This is a genomic window from Paenibacillus sp. F024 (genome assembly GCF_057814255.1).
In genome coordinates, this window is record NZ_JBVASZ010000020.1 from 46,872 (window position 1) to 69,492 (window position 22,621).

Sequence of the window (22,621 nt, forward strand, 5' to 3'; positions counted from 1 at the left end):
AAAAGAGTCGGTTCTCTTCTGTTCCTTATGCCATGCTTGGTTGTACAGCGAACAGCGGGACAGGTTCCTCCACTGTTTCGGTCTCCACAATCTCGATGGGCAGCCGCTTGATATCCGCCCCGAGACGGCTGAGCTTCTCGGTAATATCCACATATCCGCGATCAATATGGTGAAGACCGGTGATTTCCGTTTCTCCCTCCGCGGCCAGTGCAGCCAGGATTAACGCTGCGCCTGCACGCAGATCCGTTGCGCATACCTTCGCACCTTGAAGCCGGGCGCCGCCGCTGATCACAGCGGTTCGTCCTTCCACCTTGATCTGCGCATTCATACGCGCCATTTCTTCTACATGCATGAATCGGTTCTCAAATACCGTTTCGGTTACCAGGCTCGTTCCGTCAGCCGTCAGCAGCAGCGCCATCATTTGAGACTGCATGTCGGTCGGAAAACCGGGGTACGGCAGAGTCTTGACGTCTACCGCACGAAGCGGACGGTCGGTATACACCCGAATCCCGTTCTCATCCTCCATGATTTGTATACCCATCTCCTGCAATTTGGAAATGACCGGACGCAGATGGTCTCCGATCGCTCCTTCAATATACAGGTCACTACGAGTAATCGCCGCAGCAATCATATATGTACCTGCTTCAATGCGATCCGGAATCACAGTATGAACGGCACCCTTCAGTCGATCCACACCGTCGATGCGGATGATTCCAGTCCCTGCGCCGCGAATTTTCGCGCCCATGGCATTCAAATAATTCGCTAGGTCTACGATCTCCGGTTCCTTGGCGGCATTCTCAATCAGCGTCGTTCCATCGGCAAGCGTTGCAGCCATCATGATATTCTCCGTGGCGCCTACGCTTGCAACGTCCAAGTACACCTTCGCACCCTTCAGTCTGCCGCTTACCCGAGCTTCAATGTAACCTTGGCCCAATTCAATTTCCGCTCCCATAGCTTCAAAGCCTTTCAGATGCTGATCAATCGGCCTCGTTCCGATCGCGCAGCCGCCGGGAAGAGATATGCGGGCCTGGCCCATGCGGGTCAATAAAGGTCCCATGACAAGAAAGGAGGCCCTCATTTTCCGTACCAGATCGTAGGATGCTTCACATGTGTCGATACGGCCCGCATTAACACGAATGGTTTCATTCTTATACTCGACTTCCATACCCAGGCTTTCCAAGACTTTGTTGATGACAAGGACATCGTCCAAGGGAGGCGCATCGAGAATCACGCTTTCTCCTTCGGATCCCAATATAGAGGCTGCGATAATCGGCAGGACAGCATTCTTGGCACCGTGCAATTTCACTCTGCCAGTTAACTTCTTGCCGCCGCGGACGATAATTTTGTTCATCATGATCCCCCTCCGCGCGTTTCTCTTTGTTTATTTTCGTTGATTCCGCCAATCAAAATATTATTCGTGACATGGTTCGATTTTACAACGGTTGTACTATCCATTGTTGACAAGATTCTCCTTGGTTATTCGAAAAATTGAGCTTCAGAACATCCCCGAAAACCATGTCGACCATTCCAGATAGTCGATAATGAACCGGGCGATCTGGTATCCAAGAGCGACAGAGAGCAGGATTTGCAGCAGTTTGGCCTGCGTGCTTTTCGGCCTTTTGAGGATGCTCTCCAGCTTCAGTTCCTGCAACGCCCACCAGGAAACCCCGATGAATACCAAGACGACTGCGATATTCAGCAGACCCTTCAACCCCATGGCCGAATTCATTTGATTTAAATAGTCCATAACCGGAGGTCCTCCTCATTTAGACGACGCCTCCTGTTCCTGAACCCTTGGACGATTCGGGTACAGGAGGCTTCGTCATGCATTTTTACCCACGTTCTTGCGTTGTTAATCGGTCTTTTGCACCATAAGTTGAAAATATTTTGTTTTATTTATTCAATATATCGTATAAAAGCTGGATAAACTCAGCTCGCGTCGCCTGCTGATCCGGCCGGAAAGTACCGTCCGCATAACCGCTGATCAGTCCTTCCCCCTTCATCTGCTTCAGTATCGCGGTCCCCCAATAGCGCTCATCCACATCAACAAAAGGCGACACCCCCCTGTACTTCCCCGTCATATTCATACTGCGGGCCAGCATCGCCGTCATCTCCATCCGGGTCACGGGCTGGTCGGGTACAAAGGTCCCGTCCGGATACCCGTCGATCATCCCAGCCTCGTACGCTCTTGCAATGTAAGAGTAGGCCCAGTGAGTCCTCTGCAAATCGGAGAAAGCACCGGTCCGCTCCTTGGATAAGCCGAACGCGCGCGACAGTACGGCGGTTACTTCCGCCCTGGTAATCGCTCGGTTCGGCCGAAACGTATAGTCGCCGTAACCGTCAATGATTTTCTTCGCAGTCAACCCTGTAATCGCACTCTGCGCCCAATGGCCCCGAATATCGGCATAACCGCCCGTAAGCGGCTTGGCATTGACCTGAAACTGATACATCTGATTCGTAAACGCCTTGTTCGATTTCAGCCTTACGTAATATGATCCGGGAGAAAAGCGTCCTGACAACTCCTGAGCCGTCGTCGATGCGTTATTCATGGAGCCCGCCATCAAATTCATCGATCGGTCATACAATTGCATATATATGATGACAGATGGAGGTATGTCACTAAGTCTGATTTGCGCCAAGCTATCTTCCTCAATCCGGAACTGGAACCAATCGATATCATCGGGTTTATCGAGCAATCCGGTATATGGCGTATCGAGCGATACCGTCGTCGCTTGGTAAGAACGATTATTCGGCTCGTTTGGATCGACCAGCTTGGCGTCATATTCGATGGAAAGCGTATACTCCCCTACTACAGGGTTGGCATATTCCTTGACATTCGTTACTCGTATGTAATAGCTGCCGGGGAACACTTCCGGTATATTGTAAACCTCCGTTCCTCCGTCATCGGCCGCATCGATCGTGATCGATCTCTCTCCCTGCTTTTGAACCAGCAGTACAGGGTCCATACGCGCGGTATCCGTTGACAAACGGATTCTCATGGAGCCGGAATACGGAGCGGGAAATTCAAACCAGTCAACATCATCATTTTGGTGAAACGTCCCTTTGATCGTAAAACTGCGGGAGGGCAGGACATAAGCTTTATATTGACGGTCATTGTCCTCATACGGATCGCGATAGATATCAAACGAAGTCGTCAATTGATAAGGGATCTCGTCCGTACGGTTACGATCGCTCAACTGCAGCTGATAATAGCTCCTTCCTTTTGAAACGGGGAAAGAAACCGTCTGGCCTCCTTGAACCGTTTTGCTGGTGAGCACGCCGGAAACATCGGTCTGCTGCACATTCACTCCGACCCTGCTGTCCATGTCAAAACGCAGATTCACGGTTCCGTTGTAGGACGCATCGATATAATACCAATCGGAGTCCGTTCCGCTCGAGAAGGATGCGGACACTTTCTTGCTGATCGATAGCGCTGCAGCTTGATCCTTGCGGTTATTAGGCTCGTGCATATCGCTCAAATACGGCTCGGTTATCAGCCGATCCACCCGCAGCAGTCCGTAGCCCGAGGCCGGATCCCAACCCTCCGGTCCTAAATCTTGTGCCGTTTGCCGGATCCATTGGCGAATCTGATAAGGCTTCATCTCCGGATGCCGCGACCATACCAGTGCGGCGGCCGCCGCCACCTGCGGAGCAGCCATGGAGGTGCCGTCTTTCGGTTCATATGTACCCCAAAGCCCCGTTGTAAACACGTCCCATGGTGCGACCACATCGACCTCAGGACCGGTATTGGATTTCGGATCCACTTCTCCGTTCGCGGAAAGGCCGCCTACGGCAAGTACCGTCGGATAAGCAGCCGGATATTTCACCCGGTTTCCTTCGTTGCCGGTAGCTGCAACCAGGAGCACATCCCGCTCTTCGGCATAACGAACGATATCGCTCATATAAGTGGAATACTTATTCAATCCAAGTGAAAGCACCACAATTTTGGCTCCGTGATCAACAGCATAACGAATCCCCTCGCCGAGCCTTGCTTCGCCGCCGGACCCATCGGCTTCAAGCGCTTTGATGGGCATAATCCGCGCATCCCAAAGCATCCCTGCGATTCCGCGGTCATTGTTGCCGACAGCAGCGATAATCCCGGCAACATTGGTACCGTGTCCGTTGTCATCGATCGGAGGCTGCTTCGGATTGATCAGATTCATCCCGGGAACCAGGTTCGGTTTTAAATCAGGGTGCTCCAGATCAACTCCCGTGTCCACAATCGCTATGGTCAGAGCGCCATTCCCCTTCGCCGCTTCCCATACATGATTCATCCCGATCTGCTGCAAGTATGTTTGCCTCACAAAAAACGGATCATCCGCTTGTGCGGCATATGTAGTCCCCGAGCATGCCAGAAATAAGGCAAGGCTGAGGAAGGATGCTATAAATATATGTTTATAAGTCATATCATTCATCGCATTCAAAATCCTTTGCTTTGATTTCGTATGCCGTACTTCATTATTTCATTCTAAGCTTTAACCGCATTCCCTGCAACTGGAATTCACATCCTGACGCGAACGTTCACGAATAAGACATAACCATAAAAAGCCCGGCCTCCCATAAAGGGAGAACCGAGCTTCGACGGACAAGCGAATGCCAATTAATAAAACATGAACAGATCCTGCGTCAGCGAGAAAATGCGTTCAATGTAGCCTATCACCCACTGAGGGAACAGACCGAGCAATACGCTTACCGCAGCACACAGCCACATCGTAATGCCAAGTGGAAGCGGCACACGAATCTCGCGCGCTTCATAATCGCTGCGCATGAACATCTGACGGATGAATCCGAAATAGAAGTAATACGCTACGATGCTCGTGCCGATCATCACCGCAGCCAGCCAATAATGCTGCGTCCAGATCGCCGCCAGCAGAATGTAAAGCTTCCCGAAGAAGCCCCCGGTTACAGGAAGTCCCGCCAAGGACAGTACCACAAGCACCGCGGCAATCGCCGTACCCGGAGCCCGGTAATATAATCCCGCGAGGCCTTTAAGGGCTTCATCGCCCGTGGAACGCTCAATGATCATGATCACGGCGAAAATACCGATATTCATGAACAAGTATGCGATCAAGTAATACGTAAACTGGGCAAAGTTCGAATATTGCACCATGGAGAACTGAATCGCAATGGGAACGAGCAAATAACCCGCATTGGCGATTCCGGAGTAAGCCATGAGCCGTTTCATATGCGTCTGGCGCAGAGCGACGAAATTACCAACCACCATGGCCGCCGCCGCCACCACCATCAAGGTCGTCATAATATCCTGATGAATCGGCAGGCTCATCAAGTCCCCGACCATATAGATGTTGTACATCAACCGGAACAAGATGGCGAAGGCCGCCGCTTTGGAAACGACCGCAAGAAACGCGGTTACCGGTGTAGACGCGCCTTGATATACATCCGGGGACCACATATGAAACGGAGCCGCCGCTACCTTAAAGCCAAAGCCCGCCACTAGAAGGAAGAAGCTCAAGTAAATCAGAGGGAGCATCCCCTGTGCGCTTTGTCCTAAGGCAGCGTTGATCTCACTAACTGTCGTGGATCCCGACATCCCGTAAAGAAACGACATCCCGTACAAAATGATCGCCGAAGAAATGCCACCGAGCACAAGGTACTTAAAAGCTCCTTCGTTAGACTGCATACTCTTCTTGTTCATGGCCACTAAAATGTAGGAGGTGATGCTTAGCAGCTCCAATCCCACGAAGAGCGTAATCAAATCCCCCGAAGAGGCCATGATCATTCCGCCAAGCGTTGCGGGTAACAGCAAGTAATAAAATTCCCCGATGTGAGGAATATTTTCTTCTTTCACCGAGCCGATGCTCATAAAGGTGATGAGTCCCGCGCCTGTAAGCAGCACCAGCTTCATGATATTCGCGAAATCGTCGATCCGGTAGCTGAACTGCAGAAGCTGCTTCGGCTCTGCCGGGTTCAGATAGGAAATGACAAAGACAGCCGATATGATGATGCTCGCAAGCGACAGCCACCCGAGCCATGTGCGGCTCGCTTTGTTCGGAAGAAACAAATCGATAAGCGACAGTACGACAGCAGCGATGACTAGCGTGAGCTCCGGGGCCAGCAGGATCAAATCGCTGGCTTGAAGACGTATCTGTTCCACCGGTCTAACCCCCCATCTTCGCTACGCTGTGAATGAATTGATTGAAACTGCTGACGGTTTGATGCAGCGGATCGCTTAATACGCTTGGATAGATCCCCAGCACCACGATAAAAGCGACCAGCGCAATCATTGGAATCGCCTCGATCAGACGCGCATCCCGCATCTCCGGCAGCCCGCTTCTGAGCGGTCCGTAAGTGATGGCCAGTACCCCTCTCAGGACATAAACTGCCGTCAGAATAATACCAAGAGCTCCGACAACCGTCATGATTTTTTGTGTTTCGAACAGCCCCAAGAATGCCAGAAACTCACTGATGAACCCGGACAAGCCCGGCAAACCTAACGACGCCATCCCGGCTACAAGCAGAATGCCCGAAATGAACGGTACGGTTTTGGCCAAGCCTCCAAGCTCATCAAGCCGGGTTGTATGTGTCCGCTCGTAAATGCTGCCTACGATGAGGAACATCAACGCGGAAATCAGCCCGTGAGAGATGAGCTGGAATACCGCGCCTTGCATTCCGACCGTATTTAATGCTGCGATTCCCAAAAGCACAATGCCCATGTGGCTTATGCTGGAGTAAGCCAGAACCAGCCTGAACTCCTTTTGCACAAAAGCAAGAATCGCACCGTACAAAATATTAATCACACCCAAAGCGGCCAGTACGCCGGCCCACTGCATCGCCTGCTGCGGAAACAGCAGAATGCCGAAGCGGATCAAGCCGTATGCGCCCATTTTCAACAGGATACCGGAGTGAATCATAACCACAGCCGGCGGCGCTTCGGTGTGCACCTTGAGCATCCAGGTATGGAACGGGAAGATGGGCAGCTTAATGCCAAAGGCGACGAGCAGCATAAGGAACAGCGCCCATTTCATCGTTTCGCTTAAAAAGAACGGATTCCCTTCCAAATCGCCCTGGTTCACGTAGGCATCGGCGTTTTGAAACAGGTTTTCCATAATGACGTTCAAGCTGCCGGAATAATGGATGGATACTCCGTTATCCTGAATGGTCTGACTGAAGCCGGCGGTGCTGACCAGGATCAAGAAAGCAATCAGCATAATTGCCGAGCCGATTCCGTTATAAATCAGGAATTTGTTCGCTGCACGCTCCCGGTCCTTGAATCCCCAGATCCCAACCAGAAAGAACATCGGAATCAGTGTGATTTCAAAGAATACGAAGAACAAGAACAGATCCTGAGACATAAACACGCCCAGCATACCGGTTTCCAGCAGTAGGAACAGGATGAAATACGATTTCCATCGTTTCTTAATGTTGACCGAAGCCAGTGCAGCCATCGTGGCTACCAGCGCCGTTAAGAAGACCAGCGGGAGTGAAATCCCATCCACCGCCATCGCATAGTTAAATTCGAAGAAGAACGACGTCAGTTGGCTGAGTCCCTGCGTTTCCTTATTCAGGGGTATTTGAATCCAGGGAAGCTCTTCTTTAAACTGCATGCCTTCCAGGCTCGTATTAAATTGAGAGTACAGCCAGCCGGACAGCAGCAGCGGAATGAGAGTAACCACAATCGCCGTCGTCTTGATCCATCCGCCCTGCGTTTTGGGCATGAACATCAGAATCAGCACACCGAGGAGCGGCGAAAAAGCAATTAATGAAAGGATCGGAAAGTTATCCGGCATCGAGGAACCTCCTTCCGGCTATGGCCAGCATGATGATGATAAGTCCGATCAGCGTAACCAAACCGTAGGACTGTACCTGTCCGTTTTGCATACGGGAGCCGAGACGTCCTAGTCCGTTCACGGCATAGCTGGACAAGCGAACCGCACCGTCAACCACATAAATATCGAACAAATGCAGCAGCTTGCCGAGCCCCTGCAATGGACGAACGACCGCGGCTTGATACAGCTCGTCGATGTAGAACTTCCGGTTCAAAAGAGCGTAAAGCCAAGGAGCCCTTGCCGAAACGGCATCCGCCGGAACGCTGCGTTTGATGTAAACCAAGTAGCCAAGCCCAATGCCGAGCAGACCAACCACATTCGACATGATAATGACGAATACCGATACATGCTCTTCCGGCCCATGCCCTGTCAACCAGCTGCCGAGCCATGGATTAAACGGTGTAAATACAAAGCCGGCTACAACGGCAAGCACAGCCAACACCCATAATGGAAACGTCATCGATGCCGGCGATTCATGTACGCCGTGCTGCTCCTGACGGGGCTTACCCATAAACACCAGGAAGAATAAGCGCGACATATAAAATGCGGTGAAAAACGCCGCAATCAGCCCTACCGCGAGCAGACCGTAATGCCCGGTAAAGTAGGCTTCCGTAAGTATGGCATCCTTGGACCAGAAACCGGACAGCGGAGCGATGCCGCTTAAGGCTAAGGCGCCGATGGCGAATGTCCATGCGGTGGTTTTCATTTTGCTGCCGACGCCGCCCATTTCATGAATGTTTTGCGTATGAACCGCATGGATGACACTTCCGGCACCAAGAAACAGCAGCGCCTTGAAGAACGCATGAGTGAACAAATGAAAAATCCCTGCCGTATAGGCGGCGGCCGTACCGATGCCCAGCGCCATCATCATATAACCAAGCTGGCTTACCGTCGAATAGGCCAAAATGCGCTTGATGTCGTTTTGCGCCGTACCGATGGTGGCGGCAAAAATAGCCGTGAATGCCCCAACGAACGCAACCACCGTCAACGCCGTAGGCGAAGCCGTAAAAACATCAAACGTACGAGCCACGAGATACACGCCGGCCGCTACCATGGTAGCGGCGTGAATCAGAGCACTGATGGGCGTCGGGCCTTCCATGGCATCCGGAAGCCAAGTATGCAGCGGAAATTGACCGGATTTCCCGATCGCGCCGATGAAAATCAAAATGGCGATCCATGTGGCGATATGATCCGGAATTTGCCCGCTCTCAAATGCATTGCTGATGGAAGTGAAATCGAGCGCGTTATTCGGCATCACCCAGAACAGCAGCAAAATCGCGATAAACAATCCCACATCACCGATCCGGGTAACGATAAACGCCTTTTTCGCCGCAGCCCTCGCTTCCGGTTTAAAATACCAGAAGCCGACGAGCAGGAACGAACAGACGCCGACCAGCTCCCAAAAGATGTAGAGCTGCACCAAATTCTCAGAAATGACCAATCCAAGCATAGAGAAAGTAAACAGCGCTATGTAAGCAAAAAACACATTGATTCGTTCGTCGTCATGCATATAGCCTTTGGAGTAAATGTTGACAAGCAGGCTAACCAAGGTGACGATCACCAGCATCAAGGCATTCAGGTTCGTCACTTCGAAACCCATATTAAGGGATACATCGCCTAGCTTGATCCACTCCCAATTGTTCCACGTGAAATTTTCCACCTGTCCGCCGATGCGCTCCCAAAATACGAGAAACGCCAGTACAAACGATGCGAACCCGGCTAAAATAGTAATATATGCGCCTGCATCCCGCAAGGAGCGTCCTGCCGCCGTTAAAATGAGAAACGACAGCAAAGGAAACAACGGGATAAGCCAGGCGTATTGCGAGTAAGCCGATACCATGAGCTTAAGTCCTCCTCTAAGCGTTCGCTTCAGCCGCGAGGTTGCCTTACATCCGGCAGACAACTGCGGCGCTAGCCCTCTTATCGCTTCATCGAATCCATCTCGCCGACATCCGTTGTCCCTTTGTTACGATACAACGCAATCAGAATCGCGATACCGACGGCCACTTCCGCCGCAGCGACCGTGATGTTGAACAGAGAGAATATTTGCCCCGTCAAGCCGGGATTTACACCGAACTTAGAAAACGCAACAAGATTCAAATTGACCGCATTAAGCATCAGCTCTACGGAAAGCAGCACGATGACCGCATTCTTTTTCGACAGAGCGCCATATAGCCCGATACAGAATAAAATCGCCGCTAACGTTAAATAAGGCGTTGCCAAACCGCTTGCTCCCATGCCATCAATCCTCCTCTCTCTTCGCAATAATAATGGCGCCGATGAAAGCGACGGTGAGCAGCACCGACATCAGCTCGAACGGGATCACGTGCAAGGTAAACAGCTGCTTCCCGATCTCCATCGTATTGTCCTGCAGCGAAGGAAATTGGCCGGCGGGAATCTCCGACTGCTGTATCGCATAAAATATGATCCCGAACAGCCCGGCCGCACCCACAAAAAGCAGCCCGTTATGCCACGGCCTCTTCGGTTCTTCCTCATCTTCCTTATGCTTGGTCATCATGATGCCAAAGATCATTAGGATGGAAATGGCACCGGCATAAATCAAGATTTGCACTACACCGACAAACTCCGCTTCAAGTACGAAGTACAATCCGGAGAGGCTGAGGAAGGTCAGCGCCATCGCCAGCACCATGTGCACCACTTTTGTGAAGCTGAGCATAAAGATGGCCCCGCCGATGGCAAACAGTGCGCAAATAAAGAACGCAACGTTCTCCCCGCTGGATAAAAAATCCGCTATGTTTCCGAACATCTACTTCGCCCCGCCTTTCGGAAGCGCCGAATTATTTTCTTTACGCACATTGGTATTATTATCGTTGAGCCACTCCAAATTTTTGAACAAATCGTCCCGGCTGTACGTGCTCAGCTCGAAGTTGTTCGTCATCACGATCGCTTCGGTCGGGCATACCTCGGTACAAAGATCGCATAAGATACAAATTTCAAAATTGATATCGTACGTATCGATCACCTTTCCCTTTTTCTCAGGGTCCGGGTTCGGCTTGCCCACCAGATTAATGCACTCGGTAGGACAAATCCGTGCACATTGATTGCATACGATACATTTTTCAGGGTCAAAATGCTGGATTCCCCTGAACCGGTCAGGCATTTCCAGCGGAACGTCCGGGTAAGCATAAGTGATCTTTTTGGCGGTCATGCCTTTTAACGTCACGCCGAGCCCTTTCATGATGCCCTTCATCTTGATTCACCCTTTCGTATTCAGCATCCGGCAGCAGCATTACATGGCGATGGCCATATAAATGGCCGTTACAAATATGTTCACCAGTGCCAGCGGCAGGAGCACCTTCCAGCCAAGGCCCATCAATTGGTCGACACGAACCCGCGGCAGCGTAGCCCGGAGCCAAAACAGAACAAACACGATGAACGAAAACTTAAGCAGGAACCATACGATACCCGGGATAAAATCCAAAAACGGAAGCGGAGCTTGCCATCCGCCCAAGAACAGCGCCGTAGTCAGACCGGCGATGGCAAATACGTAGACATATTCGGCCAGCATGAAAAATGCAAACCGAAAGCCGCTGTATTCCACGTGATACCCTGCAACCAGCTCGGATTCGGCCTCCGGCAGGTCAAACGGAGTCCGGTTAAGCTCGGAAATCGCCGCGACGACAAATACCGCAAAGCCAATGATTTGGGGCAGGAAATTCCAATGCCAGAAACCTCCTGCTTGGCCCTCGATGATCCGGTTCAAATTCATGCTGCCCGTCATCATCACGACACCTACGATGGAGATGACCAGCGGAATTTCGTAGCTGATCATTTGCGCTGCAGAGCGCATACCCCCAAGCAGCGCATATTTATTGTTCGATGCCCAGCCTCCCAGCACGATGCCGATGGTGGATATCCCCGATAAAGCGATGTAAAAAAGCACGCCTACATTCATATCCGTACTGATCCATCGGTCTGTAAACGGAATAACCGCTACAACCATAAACGCAGGAATAAATGTAATGACCGGAGCAAGGATAAAGAGCTCGCGCTCGGCTTTTTTGGGAATGGTATCCTCTTTGAGGAGCAGCTTCAGCACGTCGGCCACACTTTGCAGCAGACCTAGCGGACCTGTACGGTTCGGACCGATCCGCAGCTGCATCCAGCCGATCACCTTCCGTTCAAAATAGATGGCATAAGTAACAAAGCCCAAAACGACCATTAGAATGACGACGGACCAAGCGAACATGATCGCTGCATTCGTCCAAGTCAACTGCTGCTGTAATATTTCAGGCATCAGCAGTCCACCTCCCCGACAACGATATCAATGCCTCCGAGAATCGTAATCAAGTTCGTCATCGTCTCTCCGACCAGCAGCTTAGGCAAAATCTGCAAATTGACAAACGATGGCCGGCGGAATTTCAACCGGTAAGGCTTATCCTTGCCTTTGGATATAATATGGCACCCGATCTCGCCGCGCGGAGATTCGATAGCGGAATAAATCTCGCCTTCCGGAGGACGTATGACCCGTGGAGCCTTGCCCATAATTTCGCCTTCGGCCGGAAACTGCTCTACGGCCTGCTCTAGAATACGGAGCGATTGACGGATTTCCTCCAACCGCAGCAAATACCGGTCGTGACAATCTCCGTTATGGCTCACCGGGACATCAAATTCAAACCGGTTGTACAAGCTGTAGGGCTGAGCCTTCCTCAGATCCCAGTCAACCCCTGTGCAGCGTAAATTGGCTCCGCTCAAGCCGTAAGCGATAGCGGTTTCCGCATCATATTTTCCTATACCCTTGATCCTGGCCAGAAAAATTTCGTTACCGCTGACCAGCTCATGATATTCATCAAGCTTTCCTCTCATGTAAGGGACAAAGTCACGTACCTTCTCGATCCAGCCCTCGGGAGCGTCCCACTTGACGCCGCCGACCCGCATGTAATTATAGGTCAACCGCGCGCCGCACAGCTCGTTGAACAGATTGATAATGATTTCACGATCGCGGAAAGCATACAGAAACGGACTCATGGCGCCGATATCCAGCAAATACGTCCCCCACCACACCATATGGCTGGCAATCCGTTGAAGCTCCATGACGATCAAACGCAAAAATTCGGCACGTTCCGGAATTTCAAGCTGCATCAGCCGTTCAACGGCGTTCACGAGCACATAATTGTTCGTCATCGCCGAAACATAGTCCATTCGGTCCGTGTACGGAATAATTTGAGTATAGGTCAAGTTTTCAGCCAGCTTCTCCGTACCCCGATGAAGGTATCCCATAACCGGGATGGCCTCCGTAATGATCTCACCGTCCAATTTGACGATAATCCGAAATACTCCGTGCGTACTCGGGTGCTGCGGCCCTACATTCAATAGCAGCTCTTCCGTTCTAATGGCCAAGCTTCATCACACCTCCGGGTCGAGCGGTTCGTAATCTTTGCGAAGCGGATGGCCTACCCAATCGTCAGCCATCATAATTCTGCGCAGGTCGGGATGTCCCGGAAAATCGATGCCGAATAAGTCGTAAATTTCCCTTTCATTCCAGTTCGCCGTTGGCCATACCGGAGTGACCGAAGCAATGGAGGGAGCCTCCCTGTCGGTCTTAACTTTGATGCAATATTCCCGCTTGGTCTCAAGAGAGATCAGATGGTACGCCACTTCCAGATGCGTTTCCATATCGACGCCGGACACGTTGCGCAAATAGTTCAGCTGAAGCTCCGGGTGGGCTTTCAGCTGTTCGGCGACGGTCGGCCATGCGTCTCCTTTGACGATGAGAGTAGGAATATGCCCGCCTTTTTCATTAATATACGCTTCCTGTACCACATCTTCGCCGACTCCCTTCAGGATCGCTGCCACACGATCCAAAAGCGGCTGGTTCGGTGACGGCTCCTTCGGCGCTTCAGGCTCGGCTTCTTCCTTCTTCGCGGCACGCGCGTTGGCCCGAGCTGCTCTTGCCTCAGCGGCGGCTTTCGCTTTCGCCTCTTTCTCAGCGTCGCTCGGAGCAGCCTTCTCCGCTGTCGGCGCGTCTCCCGGCTCCGCCTTCTCGACCGGGGGCTTCTCAGGCTCAGACGCAGCTGCCGCTTTCGGCTCTTCCGATTTTGGCGCATCAGCACTGGCACCGGCTTTGGCATAACCGCCAGGCGGTTCTCCCGCGCCCGATGTTTTTGTTACTTCAGCACCATCTACAGCCGCAGACTCGCCGCTCATCGACGAAGGAGCTTCGCTCGTCTGCGGCTTGGATTCGCCTTCCGCCTTCAGCTTTTGCTCCTCGCTTTGCGCGCTTCCTGATTGATCCCGCTTTTGCTCCTCGCTCATCGATTGGTCACCTGCTTACCGGTTTTGGCTTCGTAGCGGATTTTTTCCTGCAGCTTATTTATTCCATATATCAATGCGGCCGGATTCGGCGGACAACCCGGGATATACACATCTACCGGTACAACCTGGTCCACGCCCTTTACCACCGCATACGATTTCACGTAAGGTCCGCCCGCCGTAGCACAGGATCCCATCGCGATCACCCACTTGGGCTCCGGCATTTGATCATACAAACGCCGCAGCAGCGGAGCCATCTTCTTTGTAACCGTACCCGCGACGATCATCACATCAGACTGCCTCGGAGAAGTCCGGAAAATGACCCCGAAACGATCCAAGTCATAGTGCGAGGCACCTGTTCCCATCATCTCTATAGCACAGCAGGCAAGTCCAAAGGTCAGGGGCCATAAAGAATTGCTTCGTGCCCAAGCCTTGACCTGCTCCAATGTCGTCATGAATACATTGCGTTCAAGCTCCTGCCGTTCCTCCGGCGTAATATTGGCTAAATTGAGGTCCATTGCAGCACCTTCTTCTTCCAAGCGTAAAGTAAGCCAACGATCAACAATCCAACAAAAATACACATTTCCACAAGCGCAAACAAGCCCAATTGCTGATAAGCAACGGCCCATGGGTACAAGAACACGGTTTCAACGTCAAAAATGACAAACATCAGCGCGAAAAGGTAGTACCGGATATTGAAGCGAATTTGCCCTTCGCCTATAGGTACGTTACCGCTTTCATAAGTCGTATACTTCGCTTCCGCAGGCTTATTTGGCCGGAGCAACCGCCCGATTCCAAGAGCAGCGATAGGGAGTAACACGCCCAGCAAGAGAAAAAACGTTACGACCACATAGTTGTTCATATACATCGTGAACGAACCGCCTCCCTGTTTATAGCTTTTCGTATCCGGGTGCTGCAATACTTGCACACCGATTATAACTTTAGTCCTACAAACGCATTGAAAACATAACCCAGCGCAAGGCGCAGCCCGATTGTTAAAGTTTTCTTATCGCTTGTATAACTGCTGTTAATATATGCCTTCCCAATTATAACAAATGCCTTTTGGGGTGTCTAACATTTTCAACCAATTGCAATGTAAAAAAACCTCTGACGAGCCAATTCAAGGATGAGCGACTGCGATTCAGAGGCAGGTTTTCTTTATTGTAAAAAAAGCGAAGGAACAGCATTCCTTCGCTTTTTCAAAACATATTATTATTTTTTACCAGATACGTCGATTCGATTCATCGCCCGCTGCAAAGCCAGCTCAGCACGCTTAAAATCGATTTGGTCCTGCTTGGCTGCGGACAAACGCTGCTGCGCGCGCTCTTTAGCCGCTTGCGCCCGTTCGAGATCGATTTGTCCCGGCAGCTCGGCGCTTTCCGCCAGTATAACCACCTTATCCTTGCGCACTTCCATAAAGCCGCCATTTACCGCGATAAATTCGTCCTTAGCGCCTTGCTTTTTCACGGTAACCGGCGCAACTTTTAACGGAGTGACCAGCGGAATGTGATTCGGCAGAATTCCAAGCTCCCCTTCAACACCCTTCACAACAATCATGTTTGCCTCTTCGGCATACACTTTACGCTCCGGGGTTACGATTTCCAATAGGAATGTGCTCACTTGGATTCCCCTCCTAAAGTTTGCCCTGAGGGCAAACTACTTCGTAAGCTTATGCTGCTCTATTACAGCGTCTTTGCTTTTTCGACAGCGTCTTCGATCGTACCCACGTTATGGAACGCCGGTTCAGGAAGGTCGTCGTGCTTGCCTTCAAGAATTTCCTTGAAGCTGCGCACGGTTTCTTTAACCGGTACATAAACGCCAGGAATACCGTTGAACGGTTCTGCAACGTGCAGCGGTTGGGATAGGAACAGCTGAATACGGCGTGCACGGTGCACGACCAGTTTGTCCTCATCGGACAATTCATCCATACCCAAGATCGCGATAATATCGAGAAGCTCTTTATAACGCTGAAGAATTTTCTTCACGCCTTGAGCTACTTGGTAATGCTCATCACCGAGAATTTCCGGTGTCAGAATCCGCGAAGACGAAGCGAGTGGATCAACGGCCGGGAAGATACCCATGGACGCGATAGCACGTTCCAAGTTTGTCGTTGCATCCAAGTGCGCAAATGCTGTCGCAGGAGCTGGGTCCGTATAGTCATCCGCAGGAACGTAGATCGCCTGAATGGACGTAACGGAACCTTTCTTCGTAGAAGTGATCCGCTCTTGCAGCTGACCCATCTCTGTAGCCAGAGTCGGCTGATAACCTACCGCGGAAGGCATACGGCCGAGAAGCGCGGATACCTCGGAACCCGCTTGGGTAAAGCGGAAGATATTGTCGATAAACAGAAGAACGTCTCTTCCTTCTTCATCACGGAAGTATTCCGCCATCGTCAGACCCGACAGAGCTACGCGAAGACGCGCACCTGGCGGCTCGTTCATCTGACCGAATACCATCGCCGTTTTCGAAATAACGCCGGAATCCTTCATCTCGTGGTACAAGTCGTTACCTTCACGCGTTCTCTCACCTACACCCGCGAATACGGAAATACCGCCGTGTTCTTGCGCAATGTTATGGATAAGCTCCTGCATGGTAACAGTTTTTCCTACGCCTGCGCCTCCGAAGAGACCGATTTTACCACCCTTGGCATAGGGTGCCATCAGGTCGATAACTTTAATCCCGGTTTCGAGAATTTCCGCTTGCGTGGACAGGTTGTCAAACGCAGGTGCTGATTTGTGGATTGGACTTGTCAGCGTGCGGTCCACGTTCGGATCGTTGTCAATTGGCTCTCCAAGAACGTTAAACACGCGACCGAGTGTAGCTGCGCCAACCGGTACGGAAATCGCCGCCCCCGTATCCACAGCTTCGGCACCGCGGATCAACCCGTCGGTAGTAGACATCGCGATACAACGTACCATGTTATCGCCAAGATGAACAGCCGCTTCAACCGTCAGACTGATATCGCGTTCGCTGTCATTTTGCGCTTTTCTTTCAATTTTGATCGCATTCAAAATCTCAGGGAGGTGTCCACGTTCGAACTCAATGTCAACGACCGGCCCTGTTACATTCACAACGCGCCCCTTGTTCATGTTTTCCCTCCTATGTGTTTCCGTATCTTAAACGGCAACTACTAGCCGTTCGTTCCTTAGCTTTGTGCGTTCGCTCCGGCGACGATCTCCGATATTTCCTGGGTAATCGAAGCCTGACGTGCACGGTTGTACTGAAGGGTAAGAGAAGCGATCATCTTCGTCGCATTCTTCGTCGCGTTGTTCATCGCCGTCATCCGCGCTCCGAACTCACTCGCTTTACCGTCCAATACCGCACTGTAAATGAGCGTCTCCGCATATTTCGGAAGAAGAACTTCCAGTACACCCTCAGCAGAAGGCTCATATTCGTAATTTGCCACCGATTCGCTGCTTACTTCCTCAAGTGGAAGCAGACGCTTCACCTGCGGAATTTGCGTAATGGCGTTCTTAAATTCGTTGTATACCAAGTAAAGTTCATCATAGGTTCCATTCTCGAAGTTCGCCACAGCGGAAGCTGCGACCGACTTAATGTCGGAGAACTGCGGAGAGTCGGGTAATCCCGTTACTTCCTCGACGATCGGAATATTGCGTTTGCGGAAGAAATCCCGGCCTTTCCGTCCGATGACGAAAATGGCATACTCGCTCGTAGATTGGTGATTTTCCTTGATGACAGCCATTACTTTACGAAGCACGTTGGCATTGTAACCGCCGGCCAAACCGCGGTCGGAGGTGATGACAAGATAACCGGTCTTCTTGACCTCACGGGTTTGCAGCATCGGGTGCTTCACACCCTTCGTGCCTGCCGCAATGCTCGCGATCACTTCTTTCATCTTCTCAGCGTACGGACGAGCTGCTTCCGCGGCTTCCTGAGAGCGTCTCAGCTTTGCCGCCGCGACCATCTCCATCGCCTTCGTGATTTGCTTCGTGTTTTGTTTAGACTTAATCGAGCGCTTAATTTCGCGCATACCTTTTGCCATGCCTGCTCACCTCTCTCTCGAAGCCCTCCGGAAGGAGCGCCATCTATGGATAAGCCCGATAACTTTGCTAAAAAGGAATACCGAGCTTCTCGCAAGAGAAGCTCAGTTACCGTTCATTTATGCGGAAGGAGCGAATCCTTTTTTGAATGTACCAATAGCTTCCGTCAGAGCCTTCTCGTTATCCGATGTCAAGTCTTTCGTATCGCGGATGTTTTGAAGGATTTCCGGACGGTTGGAGTCCAGGTACGCCAGGAATTCAGCCTCAAAACGACGTACGTCTTGGACCGGCAGCTCATCAAGGTGACCTCTGGTAACCGTATAGATCGCTACAACCTGCTTTTCAACCGGCAGCGGTTGGTTAACACCTTGCTTCAGCAGCTCAAGTGTACGAACACCACGGTTCAAACGGGTTTGCGTAGCGCGGTCAAGGTCGGAACCGAACTGGGCGAATGCCGCCAGCTCGCGATATTGTGCAAGGTCGAGACGGAGTGTACCGGCAACCTTCTTCATCGCTTTAATTTGCGCGGATCCCCCTACACGGGATACGGAGATACCGACGTTAACCGCCGGACGTTGACCGGAATAGAACAAATCGGACTCAAGGAAAATCTGACCGTCCGTGATCGAAATAACGTTCGTCGGGATATACGCCGATACGTCGCCCGCTTGGGTCTCAATGAACGGCAGCGCCGTCAAAGAACCGCCGCCGAGCTCATCGCTAAGCTTCGCAGCGCGCTCAAGCAAACGGGAGTGCAGATAGAAAACGTCGCCCGGATAAGCTTCCCGACCCGGAGGACGGCGGAGCAGCAAGGAAAGCTCACGGTATGCGGCAGCTTGCTTGGACAGGTCATCATAGATGATGAGCACGTGCTCGCCTTTGTACATGAAGTATTCGCCCATCGCGCAGCCGGCATAAGGAGCCAACCAGAGCATTGGGGACGGTTCGGAAGCCGAAGCCGTAACTACAATCGTGTAATCCATAGCACCGTTGCGGCGGAGGGTTTCCACCACGTTAACGACCGTGGATTGCTTTTGACCGATGGCAACGTAGATACATTTCACGCCGTTGCCCTTTTGGTTAATGATGGTATCGATGGCAATCGACGTTTTACCGGTTTGGCGGTCGCCGATGATCAATTCCCGCTGTCCGCGGCCGACTGGAATCATCGCATCGATGGCTTTAATACCGGTTTGCATTGGCTCATGAACCGATTTACGGGCCATAACGCCAGGAGCCGGAGACTCCACGGGACGGAAATTAGTCGTGTTCAGAGGACCTTTGCCATCGACCGGTTGGCCAAGCGCGTTAACAACGCGGCCAAGCAGTTCCTCACCAACAGGAACCTCCATGATCCGGCCCGTACGCTTCACTTGGTCACCCTCGCGGATGTCCGTGTAAGGTCCCAAAATAACGATACCTACGTTGCTTTCCTCAAGGTTGAACGCATAGCCCAAAACCCCGTTGGAAAATTCGAGCAGCTCGCCCGCCATAACGTTCTCCAAGCCGTGTACACGGGCAATACCGTCACCGACCTGAATAACCGTACCAACGTCAACCACTTGAATTTCCGAATTGTAATTCTCAATCTGTTGCTTAATCAATGTGCTGATTTCTTCCGGTTTGATACTCAACGAACCTCACCCCTATCTACAGTGCTTGAGATTGATTCAACGTTCTTTCCAGGCGCTTCAACTTGCCGGATAGACTGCCATCGTAAAGACGGTCGCCGATACGTACTTGAATGCCCCCGAGCAAGCTTTTATCCATAACCGATACTGCGCGGATTTGTTTGCCGGTCAATTTGCCGAACGTGGCGGCAATATTGTTCAATTCTGCTTCCGACAGCTCCACCGGTGTATATACCGTGGCGTGCGCTTGTCCAAGCGCATCATTTGCGATCTTTACATAAGCTTTCACAAAGGCTTCCAGCGCCTCTTGGCGTCTTCTCTCGATCAACAGCTGCAGCGTATTCAGTACAGCCTCGGATACGGAGGATTCGAAGATTTGCTTGATCAGCCCGATTTTCACAGCAGCCTCGATGCCCGGGTGTTTAATCAGCCTCGATAAATCCGTATTTTCTTTCAATACGGCAACGACCGATTCAAGCTCCTGCTCTACTTGAGCCACTTGATCTTTTTCCCGTGCGACTTCAAACAAGGCTTTTGCATATCTTTTGGCTGCGATCATGTCCTGGCTCATTGGTTGCCCCCTACTTCTTTCAAGTAATGCTCAACCAGCTGTTCCTGAGACTTCTCATCGATTTGCTTCTCGATGATTTTCGAAGCGATCATAACCGACATCGCGCTGACTTGGCTGCGGAGAGCCGCAACGGCCAGGTTCTTCTCGGTTTCGATATCGCGAAGCGCTTCTTCTTTAATTCTTGCCGCCTCTTCCTTAGCTTGGCGGATCATATCTTCAGCCTGCTTCCCGCTGGTCACGCGAGCCTGCTCAATAATGGCTTTCGCTTCGCTGCGAACTTGCTCAAGAGCGGCCTTCTGTTCGGCGAGAAGGGCATCAGCTTGCTTGCGGTCCTGCTCTGCGCCTTGAAGTTGATCAAGAACGAGCTTTCTACGTTGTTCCATCACGCCCATTAACGGTCCGAAAGCGTATTTGCTGATGAGCAGCATCAGAATTCCGAACGAAACGATGGCGATGATAAATGAACTGAATGTGAAATGCATCTATACGTCACTCCCTTCAGAGGGGTAATGGCTGAATCATGATCCGAATACGCACATTCGGACAAAAGGAAGGCGTGGAGGCTATAGGCTTCCCCGCCTAAGGTTCAAACTTCTTAACCTGCGAATACGAACGTGAAGAGCAATGCGAATACAACCGCGATGATCGGAATCGCCTCGACAAGACCTACACCGATAAACATAACTGTTTGAAGCGTACCTTTAAGCTCTGGTTGACGAGCGATACCGTCTACTGTCTTACTTACGATCATACCGTTACCGATACCTGCGCCAAGCGCACCCAAACCGATTGCAATAGCAGCTGCAAGAAATTCCATTGTAAAATTTCCTCCTTAAAATTGTTCATTTTGGTTTTGTTATGGTTAATAAAGCGGATAAGGCTTCAAATCGCAGTGCACAAACCCGTCCGCATGTTACTCTTTGTGCTCAATCGCTTGAGACAAGTAAACCATGGTCAGCGTCGTAAAGACGAACGCCTGAATAGCGCCTACGAACACACTGAAGCCCTGCCAGATGATCAGCGGGAGTATCCCTGCGACCCCTGCCATGAGAATAACGGCTATCAAGACTTCACCAGCGTAAATGTTACCGAATAGACGCATGCCGAGCGTCAAGAGCTTGGAAATCTCCTTGACAATATTCAGCGGGAACATCACCGCGAACGGTTCGACATAGTGGTGCAGGTAATGCTTCGTGTTACGTGTAAGTCCAAGGAAATGAGCCATGACAATAACCATCAGAGCCAGTCCCATTGTAACCGACAAATCTGCTGTCGGCGATTTCCACCACAGGATTCCGACATGTTTACCGGCATGGTGTGCAGCATCCAGCTCTGCCTGGGTAATACCCAGCCAAGCAATTGGCTGCGTTACTTCCGTCACAATAACAAGCGGAAGGCCTAGCATATTGCCGACAAAGATGAACATGATCAGTGTGATTCCAAGCATGATGAAGGCTTTGCCCTTTTTCATGTCCATGGTGCCTGCAATGATATTGTGAACAAACTCGACTAACCACTCCAGGAAGTTTTGCATTTTGCCGGGATTGTGTACGGAAAGATTACGGGTACCGGCAATCGCAATGAGCAGTACGATCAAACATGTTACTGCAATGGTGATGACGGCGGAAAGGTCCCAGTCGACTCCTAACCAATTCACTATCGGTAATTCATGCATTCTAGTAGTTTCACCCCTTTCCAGAGCATGATGGAATTATTTTTTAATTGAAATAATACCCAGTAGGAGTGTTGCCAACTGTACGAAAATTAATCCTATAATGGTAGTCCATACAGCCAAATGCTCCGGCACCTCGTAAGCCCCCCACACGGCGAGCAAAGAAATCGCAGCCCTATTACCGAAGCCAAGACCTCCTCTGCGCCTTCTTCCTTCAAGCACAGAATTCGTGAGCTGCCTAATTTTCCATGCCAAGTAATGCGCATTGATGAGGCTGATGAGCGTTCCCACGATCAATCCGGCAAAGTGCGGGCGATATACGGGCAGTAGAGCCCATGCCATGAAACAGAAAGACAAAAAAAATATGACGATACGTTGAATCGTTTTCAGGCGGACCGAAAATTCATCCATTGCCGTCCCCCCGCATGTAGCTTCGGATGATCAGAAAGGCGCCGGCGGCTCCCGCAAAGAAACCTGCCAACATTCCGCCTACAATCCAGAGCGGCTCCCCGCCCTGACGTTCGCTCATCCAATTGCCCAGCCAATATCCGGCCAGCATGCAAACGCCTAAATCAATGCCGATACTGCCCAACAGCGCAACGGCTCGCCACGGATTATCATTGGAATTTTGTCGTTTCATAAGCCTTCCTTATCAATCCTAGTTTATTTTAGCGGAGTAAAGTCAT

At 51.2% G+C, this 22,621-nt stretch carries 24 protein-coding genes; all 24 read right to left on the reverse strand.

Going from position 1 to position 22,621, the window contains the following annotated elements:
* Window positions 1–25: 25 nt before the first annotated feature.
* Window positions 26–1,351, reverse strand: a complete 1,326-nt coding sequence (murA, locus tag ACZYR9_RS19000; RefSeq protein WP_488980072.1) for a UDP-N-acetylglucosamine 1-carboxyvinyltransferase — start codon at window positions 1,349–1,351, stop codon at window positions 26–28.
* Between the two features lie 144 nt (window positions 1,352–1,495).
* Window positions 1,496–1,747 carry a DUF1146 family protein gene (locus ACZYR9_RS19005; RefSeq protein WP_488980031.1) on the reverse strand — a complete coding sequence of 84 codons (252 nt, stop codon included), beginning with the start codon at window positions 1,745–1,747 and terminating at the stop codon, window positions 1,496–1,498.
* 145 nt (window positions 1,748–1,892) lie between these two features.
* The gene (locus ACZYR9_RS19010; protein WP_488980032.1) at window positions 1,893–4,274 is read right to left on the reverse strand and encodes a S8 family peptidase; all 2,382 of its coding nucleotides are present in this window, start codon (window positions 4,272–4,274) and stop codon (window positions 1,893–1,895) included.
* Window positions 4,275–4,600: 326 nt separating this feature from the next.
* Entirely contained in the window at window positions 4,601–6,115 is a 1,515-nt protein-coding gene (locus ACZYR9_RS19015; RefSeq protein ID WP_488980033.1) for an NADH-quinone oxidoreductase subunit N, read from the reverse strand.
* A 4-nt stretch (window positions 6,116–6,119) separates the two neighbouring features.
* On the reverse strand, window positions 6,120–7,748 hold the full coding sequence (locus ACZYR9_RS19020) for a complex I subunit 4 family protein (protein WP_488980034.1): 1,629 nt from the start codon (window positions 7,746–7,748) through the stop codon (window positions 6,120–6,122).
* Window positions 7,738–9,627: an NADH-quinone oxidoreductase subunit L gene (gene nuoL, locus ACZYR9_RS19025; RefSeq protein ID WP_488980035.1), complete on the reverse strand. Its 1,890-nt coding sequence runs from the start codon at window positions 9,625–9,627 to the stop codon at window positions 7,738–7,740. Before nuoL ends, ACZYR9_RS19020 begins: the two co-directional genes overlap by 11 nt.
* A gap of 80 nt (window positions 9,628–9,707) precedes the next feature.
* A complete protein-coding gene (gene nuoK, locus ACZYR9_RS19030) occupies window positions 9,708–10,025 on the reverse strand; it encodes an NADH-quinone oxidoreductase subunit NuoK (RefSeq protein WP_488980036.1) in 318 nt (105 codons plus the stop codon).
* A 4-nt stretch (window positions 10,026–10,029) separates the two neighbouring features.
* Window positions 10,030–10,554 carry an NADH-quinone oxidoreductase subunit J gene (locus ACZYR9_RS19035; RefSeq protein ID WP_488980037.1) on the reverse strand — a complete coding sequence of 175 codons (525 nt, stop codon included), beginning with the start codon at window positions 10,552–10,554 and terminating at the stop codon, window positions 10,030–10,032.
* On the reverse strand, window positions 10,555–10,998 hold the full coding sequence (gene nuoI / locus ACZYR9_RS19040) for an NADH-quinone oxidoreductase subunit NuoI (RefSeq protein WP_488980038.1): 444 nt from the start codon (window positions 10,996–10,998) through the stop codon (window positions 10,555–10,557).
* A 39-nt stretch (window positions 10,999–11,037) separates the two neighbouring features.
* Entirely contained in the window at window positions 11,038–12,045 is a 1,008-nt protein-coding gene (gene nuoH / locus ACZYR9_RS19045; protein WP_488980039.1) for an NADH-quinone oxidoreductase subunit NuoH, read from the reverse strand.
* Complete coding sequence (locus tag ACZYR9_RS19050) at window positions 12,045–13,148, reverse strand: NADH-quinone oxidoreductase subunit D (protein ID WP_488980040.1); 1,104 nt, start codon at window positions 13,146–13,148, stop codon at window positions 12,045–12,047. Before ACZYR9_RS19050 ends, nuoH begins: the two co-directional genes overlap by 1 nt.
* A gap of 6 nt (window positions 13,149–13,154) precedes the next feature.
* A complete protein-coding gene (locus tag ACZYR9_RS19055) occupies window positions 13,155–14,063 on the reverse strand; it encodes an NADH-quinone oxidoreductase subunit C (protein ID WP_488980041.1) in 909 nt (302 codons plus the stop codon).
* Window positions 14,060–14,578 carry a NuoB/complex I 20 kDa subunit family protein gene (locus ACZYR9_RS19060; RefSeq protein ID WP_488980042.1) on the reverse strand — a complete coding sequence of 173 codons (519 nt, stop codon included), beginning with the start codon at window positions 14,576–14,578 and terminating at the stop codon, window positions 14,060–14,062. Before ACZYR9_RS19060 ends, ACZYR9_RS19055 begins: the two co-directional genes overlap by 4 nt.
* Complete coding sequence (locus ACZYR9_RS19065; RefSeq protein ID WP_488980043.1) at window positions 14,563–14,928, reverse strand: NADH-quinone oxidoreductase subunit A; 366 nt, start codon at window positions 14,926–14,928, stop codon at window positions 14,563–14,565. The genes ACZYR9_RS19060 and ACZYR9_RS19065 overlap by 16 nt, the downstream gene beginning before the upstream one ends.
* Window positions 14,929–15,272: 344 nt before the next feature.
* A complete protein-coding gene (locus tag ACZYR9_RS19070) occupies window positions 15,273–15,680 on the reverse strand; it encodes a F0F1 ATP synthase subunit epsilon (RefSeq protein ID WP_488980044.1) in 408 nt (135 codons plus the stop codon).
* A gap of 62 nt (window positions 15,681–15,742) precedes the next feature.
* On the reverse strand, window positions 15,743–17,149 hold the full coding sequence (atpD, locus tag ACZYR9_RS19075) for a F0F1 ATP synthase subunit beta (protein ID WP_488980045.1): 1,407 nt from the start codon (window positions 17,147–17,149) through the stop codon (window positions 15,743–15,745).
* A 56-nt stretch (window positions 17,150–17,205) separates the two neighbouring features.
* Window positions 17,206–18,063, reverse strand: a complete 858-nt coding sequence (gene atpG, locus ACZYR9_RS19080) for an ATP synthase F1 subunit gamma (RefSeq protein ID WP_488980046.1) — start codon at window positions 18,061–18,063, stop codon at window positions 17,206–17,208.
* 117 nt (window positions 18,064–18,180) lie between these two features.
* A complete protein-coding gene (gene atpA / locus ACZYR9_RS19085; RefSeq protein WP_488980047.1) occupies window positions 18,181–19,695 on the reverse strand; it encodes a F0F1 ATP synthase subunit alpha in 1,515 nt (504 codons plus the stop codon).
* A 16-nt stretch (window positions 19,696–19,711) separates the two neighbouring features.
* Entirely contained in the window at window positions 19,712–20,263 is a 552-nt protein-coding gene (locus ACZYR9_RS19090) for a F0F1 ATP synthase subunit delta (protein WP_488980048.1), read from the reverse strand.
* Window positions 20,260–20,745 (reverse strand): F0F1 ATP synthase subunit B, encoded by a 486-nt coding sequence (atpF, locus tag ACZYR9_RS19095; RefSeq protein ID WP_488980049.1) that lies wholly within the window; start codon window positions 20,743–20,745, stop codon window positions 20,260–20,262. The genes ACZYR9_RS19090 and atpF overlap by 4 nt, the downstream gene beginning before the upstream one ends.
* A gap of 113 nt (window positions 20,746–20,858) precedes the next feature.
* The gene (gene atpE / locus ACZYR9_RS19100; RefSeq protein ID WP_488980050.1) at window positions 20,859–21,080 is read right to left on the reverse strand and encodes a F0F1 ATP synthase subunit C; all 222 of its coding nucleotides are present in this window, start codon (window positions 21,078–21,080) and stop codon (window positions 20,859–20,861) included.
* A gap of 96 nt (window positions 21,081–21,176) precedes the next feature.
* The gene (gene atpB, locus ACZYR9_RS19105) at window positions 21,177–21,938 is read right to left on the reverse strand and encodes a F0F1 ATP synthase subunit A (RefSeq protein ID WP_488980051.1); all 762 of its coding nucleotides are present in this window, start codon (window positions 21,936–21,938) and stop codon (window positions 21,177–21,179) included.
* 36 nt (window positions 21,939–21,974) lie between these two features.
* Window positions 21,975–22,346, reverse strand: coding sequence for an ATP synthase subunit I (locus ACZYR9_RS19110; protein WP_488980052.1), 372 nt, complete (start codon window positions 22,344–22,346; stop codon window positions 21,975–21,977).
* Entirely contained in the window at window positions 22,339–22,575 is a 237-nt protein-coding gene (locus tag ACZYR9_RS19115; protein ID WP_488980053.1) for an AtpZ/AtpI family protein, read from the reverse strand. Before ACZYR9_RS19115 ends, ACZYR9_RS19110 begins: the two co-directional genes overlap by 8 nt.
* Window positions 22,576–22,621: the final 46 nt, after the last annotated feature.

Bases quoted from the DNA above. Each gene is read 5' to 3' on its own strand.
- murA (WP_488980072.1), bottom strand. From the start codon at position 1,351: ATGAACAAAATTATCGTCCGCGGCGGCAAGAAGTTAACTGGCAGAGTG.
- ACZYR9_RS19005 (WP_488980031.1), bottom strand. From the start codon at position 1,747: ATGGACTATTTAAATCAAATGAATTCGGCCATGGGGTTGAAGGGTCTG.
- ACZYR9_RS19010 (WP_488980032.1), bottom strand. From the start codon at position 4,274: ATGAATCATGTATGGGAAGCGGCGAAGGGGAATGGCGCTCTGACCATA.
- ACZYR9_RS19020 (WP_488980034.1), bottom strand. From the start codon at position 7,748: ATGCCGGATAACTTTCCGATCCTTTCATTAATTGCTTTTTCGCCGCTC.
- nuoL (WP_488980035.1), bottom strand. From the start codon at position 9,627: ATGGTATCGGCTTACTCGCAATACGCCTGGCTTATCCCGTTGTTTCCT.
- nuoK (WP_488980036.1), bottom strand. From the start codon at position 10,025: ATGGGAGCAAGCGGTTTGGCAACGCCTTATTTAACGTTAGCGGCGATT.
- ACZYR9_RS19035 (WP_488980037.1), bottom strand. From the start codon at position 10,554: ATGTTCGGAAACATAGCGGATTTTTTATCCAGCGGGGAGAACGTTGCG.
- nuoI (WP_488980038.1), bottom strand. From the start codon at position 10,998: ATGAAGGGCATCATGAAAGGGCTCGGCGTGACGTTAAAAGGCATGACC.
- nuoH (WP_488980039.1), bottom strand. From the start codon at position 12,045: ATGCCTGAAATATTACAGCAGCAGTTGACTTGGACGAATGCAGCGATC.
- ACZYR9_RS19055 (WP_488980041.1), bottom strand. From the start codon at position 14,063: ATGAGCGAGGAGCAAAAGCGGGATCAATCAGGAAGCGCGCAAAGCGAG.
- ACZYR9_RS19060 (WP_488980042.1), bottom strand. From the start codon at position 14,578: ATGGACCTCAATTTAGCCAATATTACGCCGGAGGAACGGCAGGAGCTT.
- ACZYR9_RS19065 (WP_488980043.1), bottom strand. From the start codon at position 14,928: ATGTATATGAACAACTATGTGGTCGTAACGTTTTTTCTCTTGCTGGGC.
- atpD (WP_488980045.1), bottom strand. From the start codon at position 17,149: ATGAACAAGGGGCGCGTTGTGAATGTAACAGGGCCGGTCGTTGACATT.
- atpG (WP_488980046.1), bottom strand. From the start codon at position 18,063: ATGGCAAAAGGTATGCGCGAAATTAAGCGCTCGATTAAGTCTAAACAA.
- ACZYR9_RS19090 (WP_488980048.1), bottom strand. From the start codon at position 20,263: ATGAGCCAGGACATGATCGCAGCCAAAAGATATGCAAAAGCCTTGTTT.
- atpF (WP_488980049.1), bottom strand. From the start codon at position 20,745: ATGCATTTCACATTCAGTTCATTTATCATCGCCATCGTTTCGTTCGGA.
- atpE (WP_488980050.1), bottom strand. From the start codon at position 21,080: ATGGAATTTCTTGCAGCTGCTATTGCAATCGGTTTGGGTGCGCTTGGC.
- atpB (WP_488980051.1), bottom strand. From the start codon at position 21,938: ATGCATGAATTACCGATAGTGAATTGGTTAGGAGTCGACTGGGACCTT.
- ACZYR9_RS19110 (WP_488980052.1), bottom strand. From the start codon at position 22,346: ATGGATGAATTTTCGGTCCGCCTGAAAACGATTCAACGTATCGTCATA.
- ACZYR9_RS19115 (WP_488980053.1), bottom strand. From the start codon at position 22,575: ATGAAACGACAAAATTCCAATGATAATCCGTGGCGAGCCGTTGCGCTG.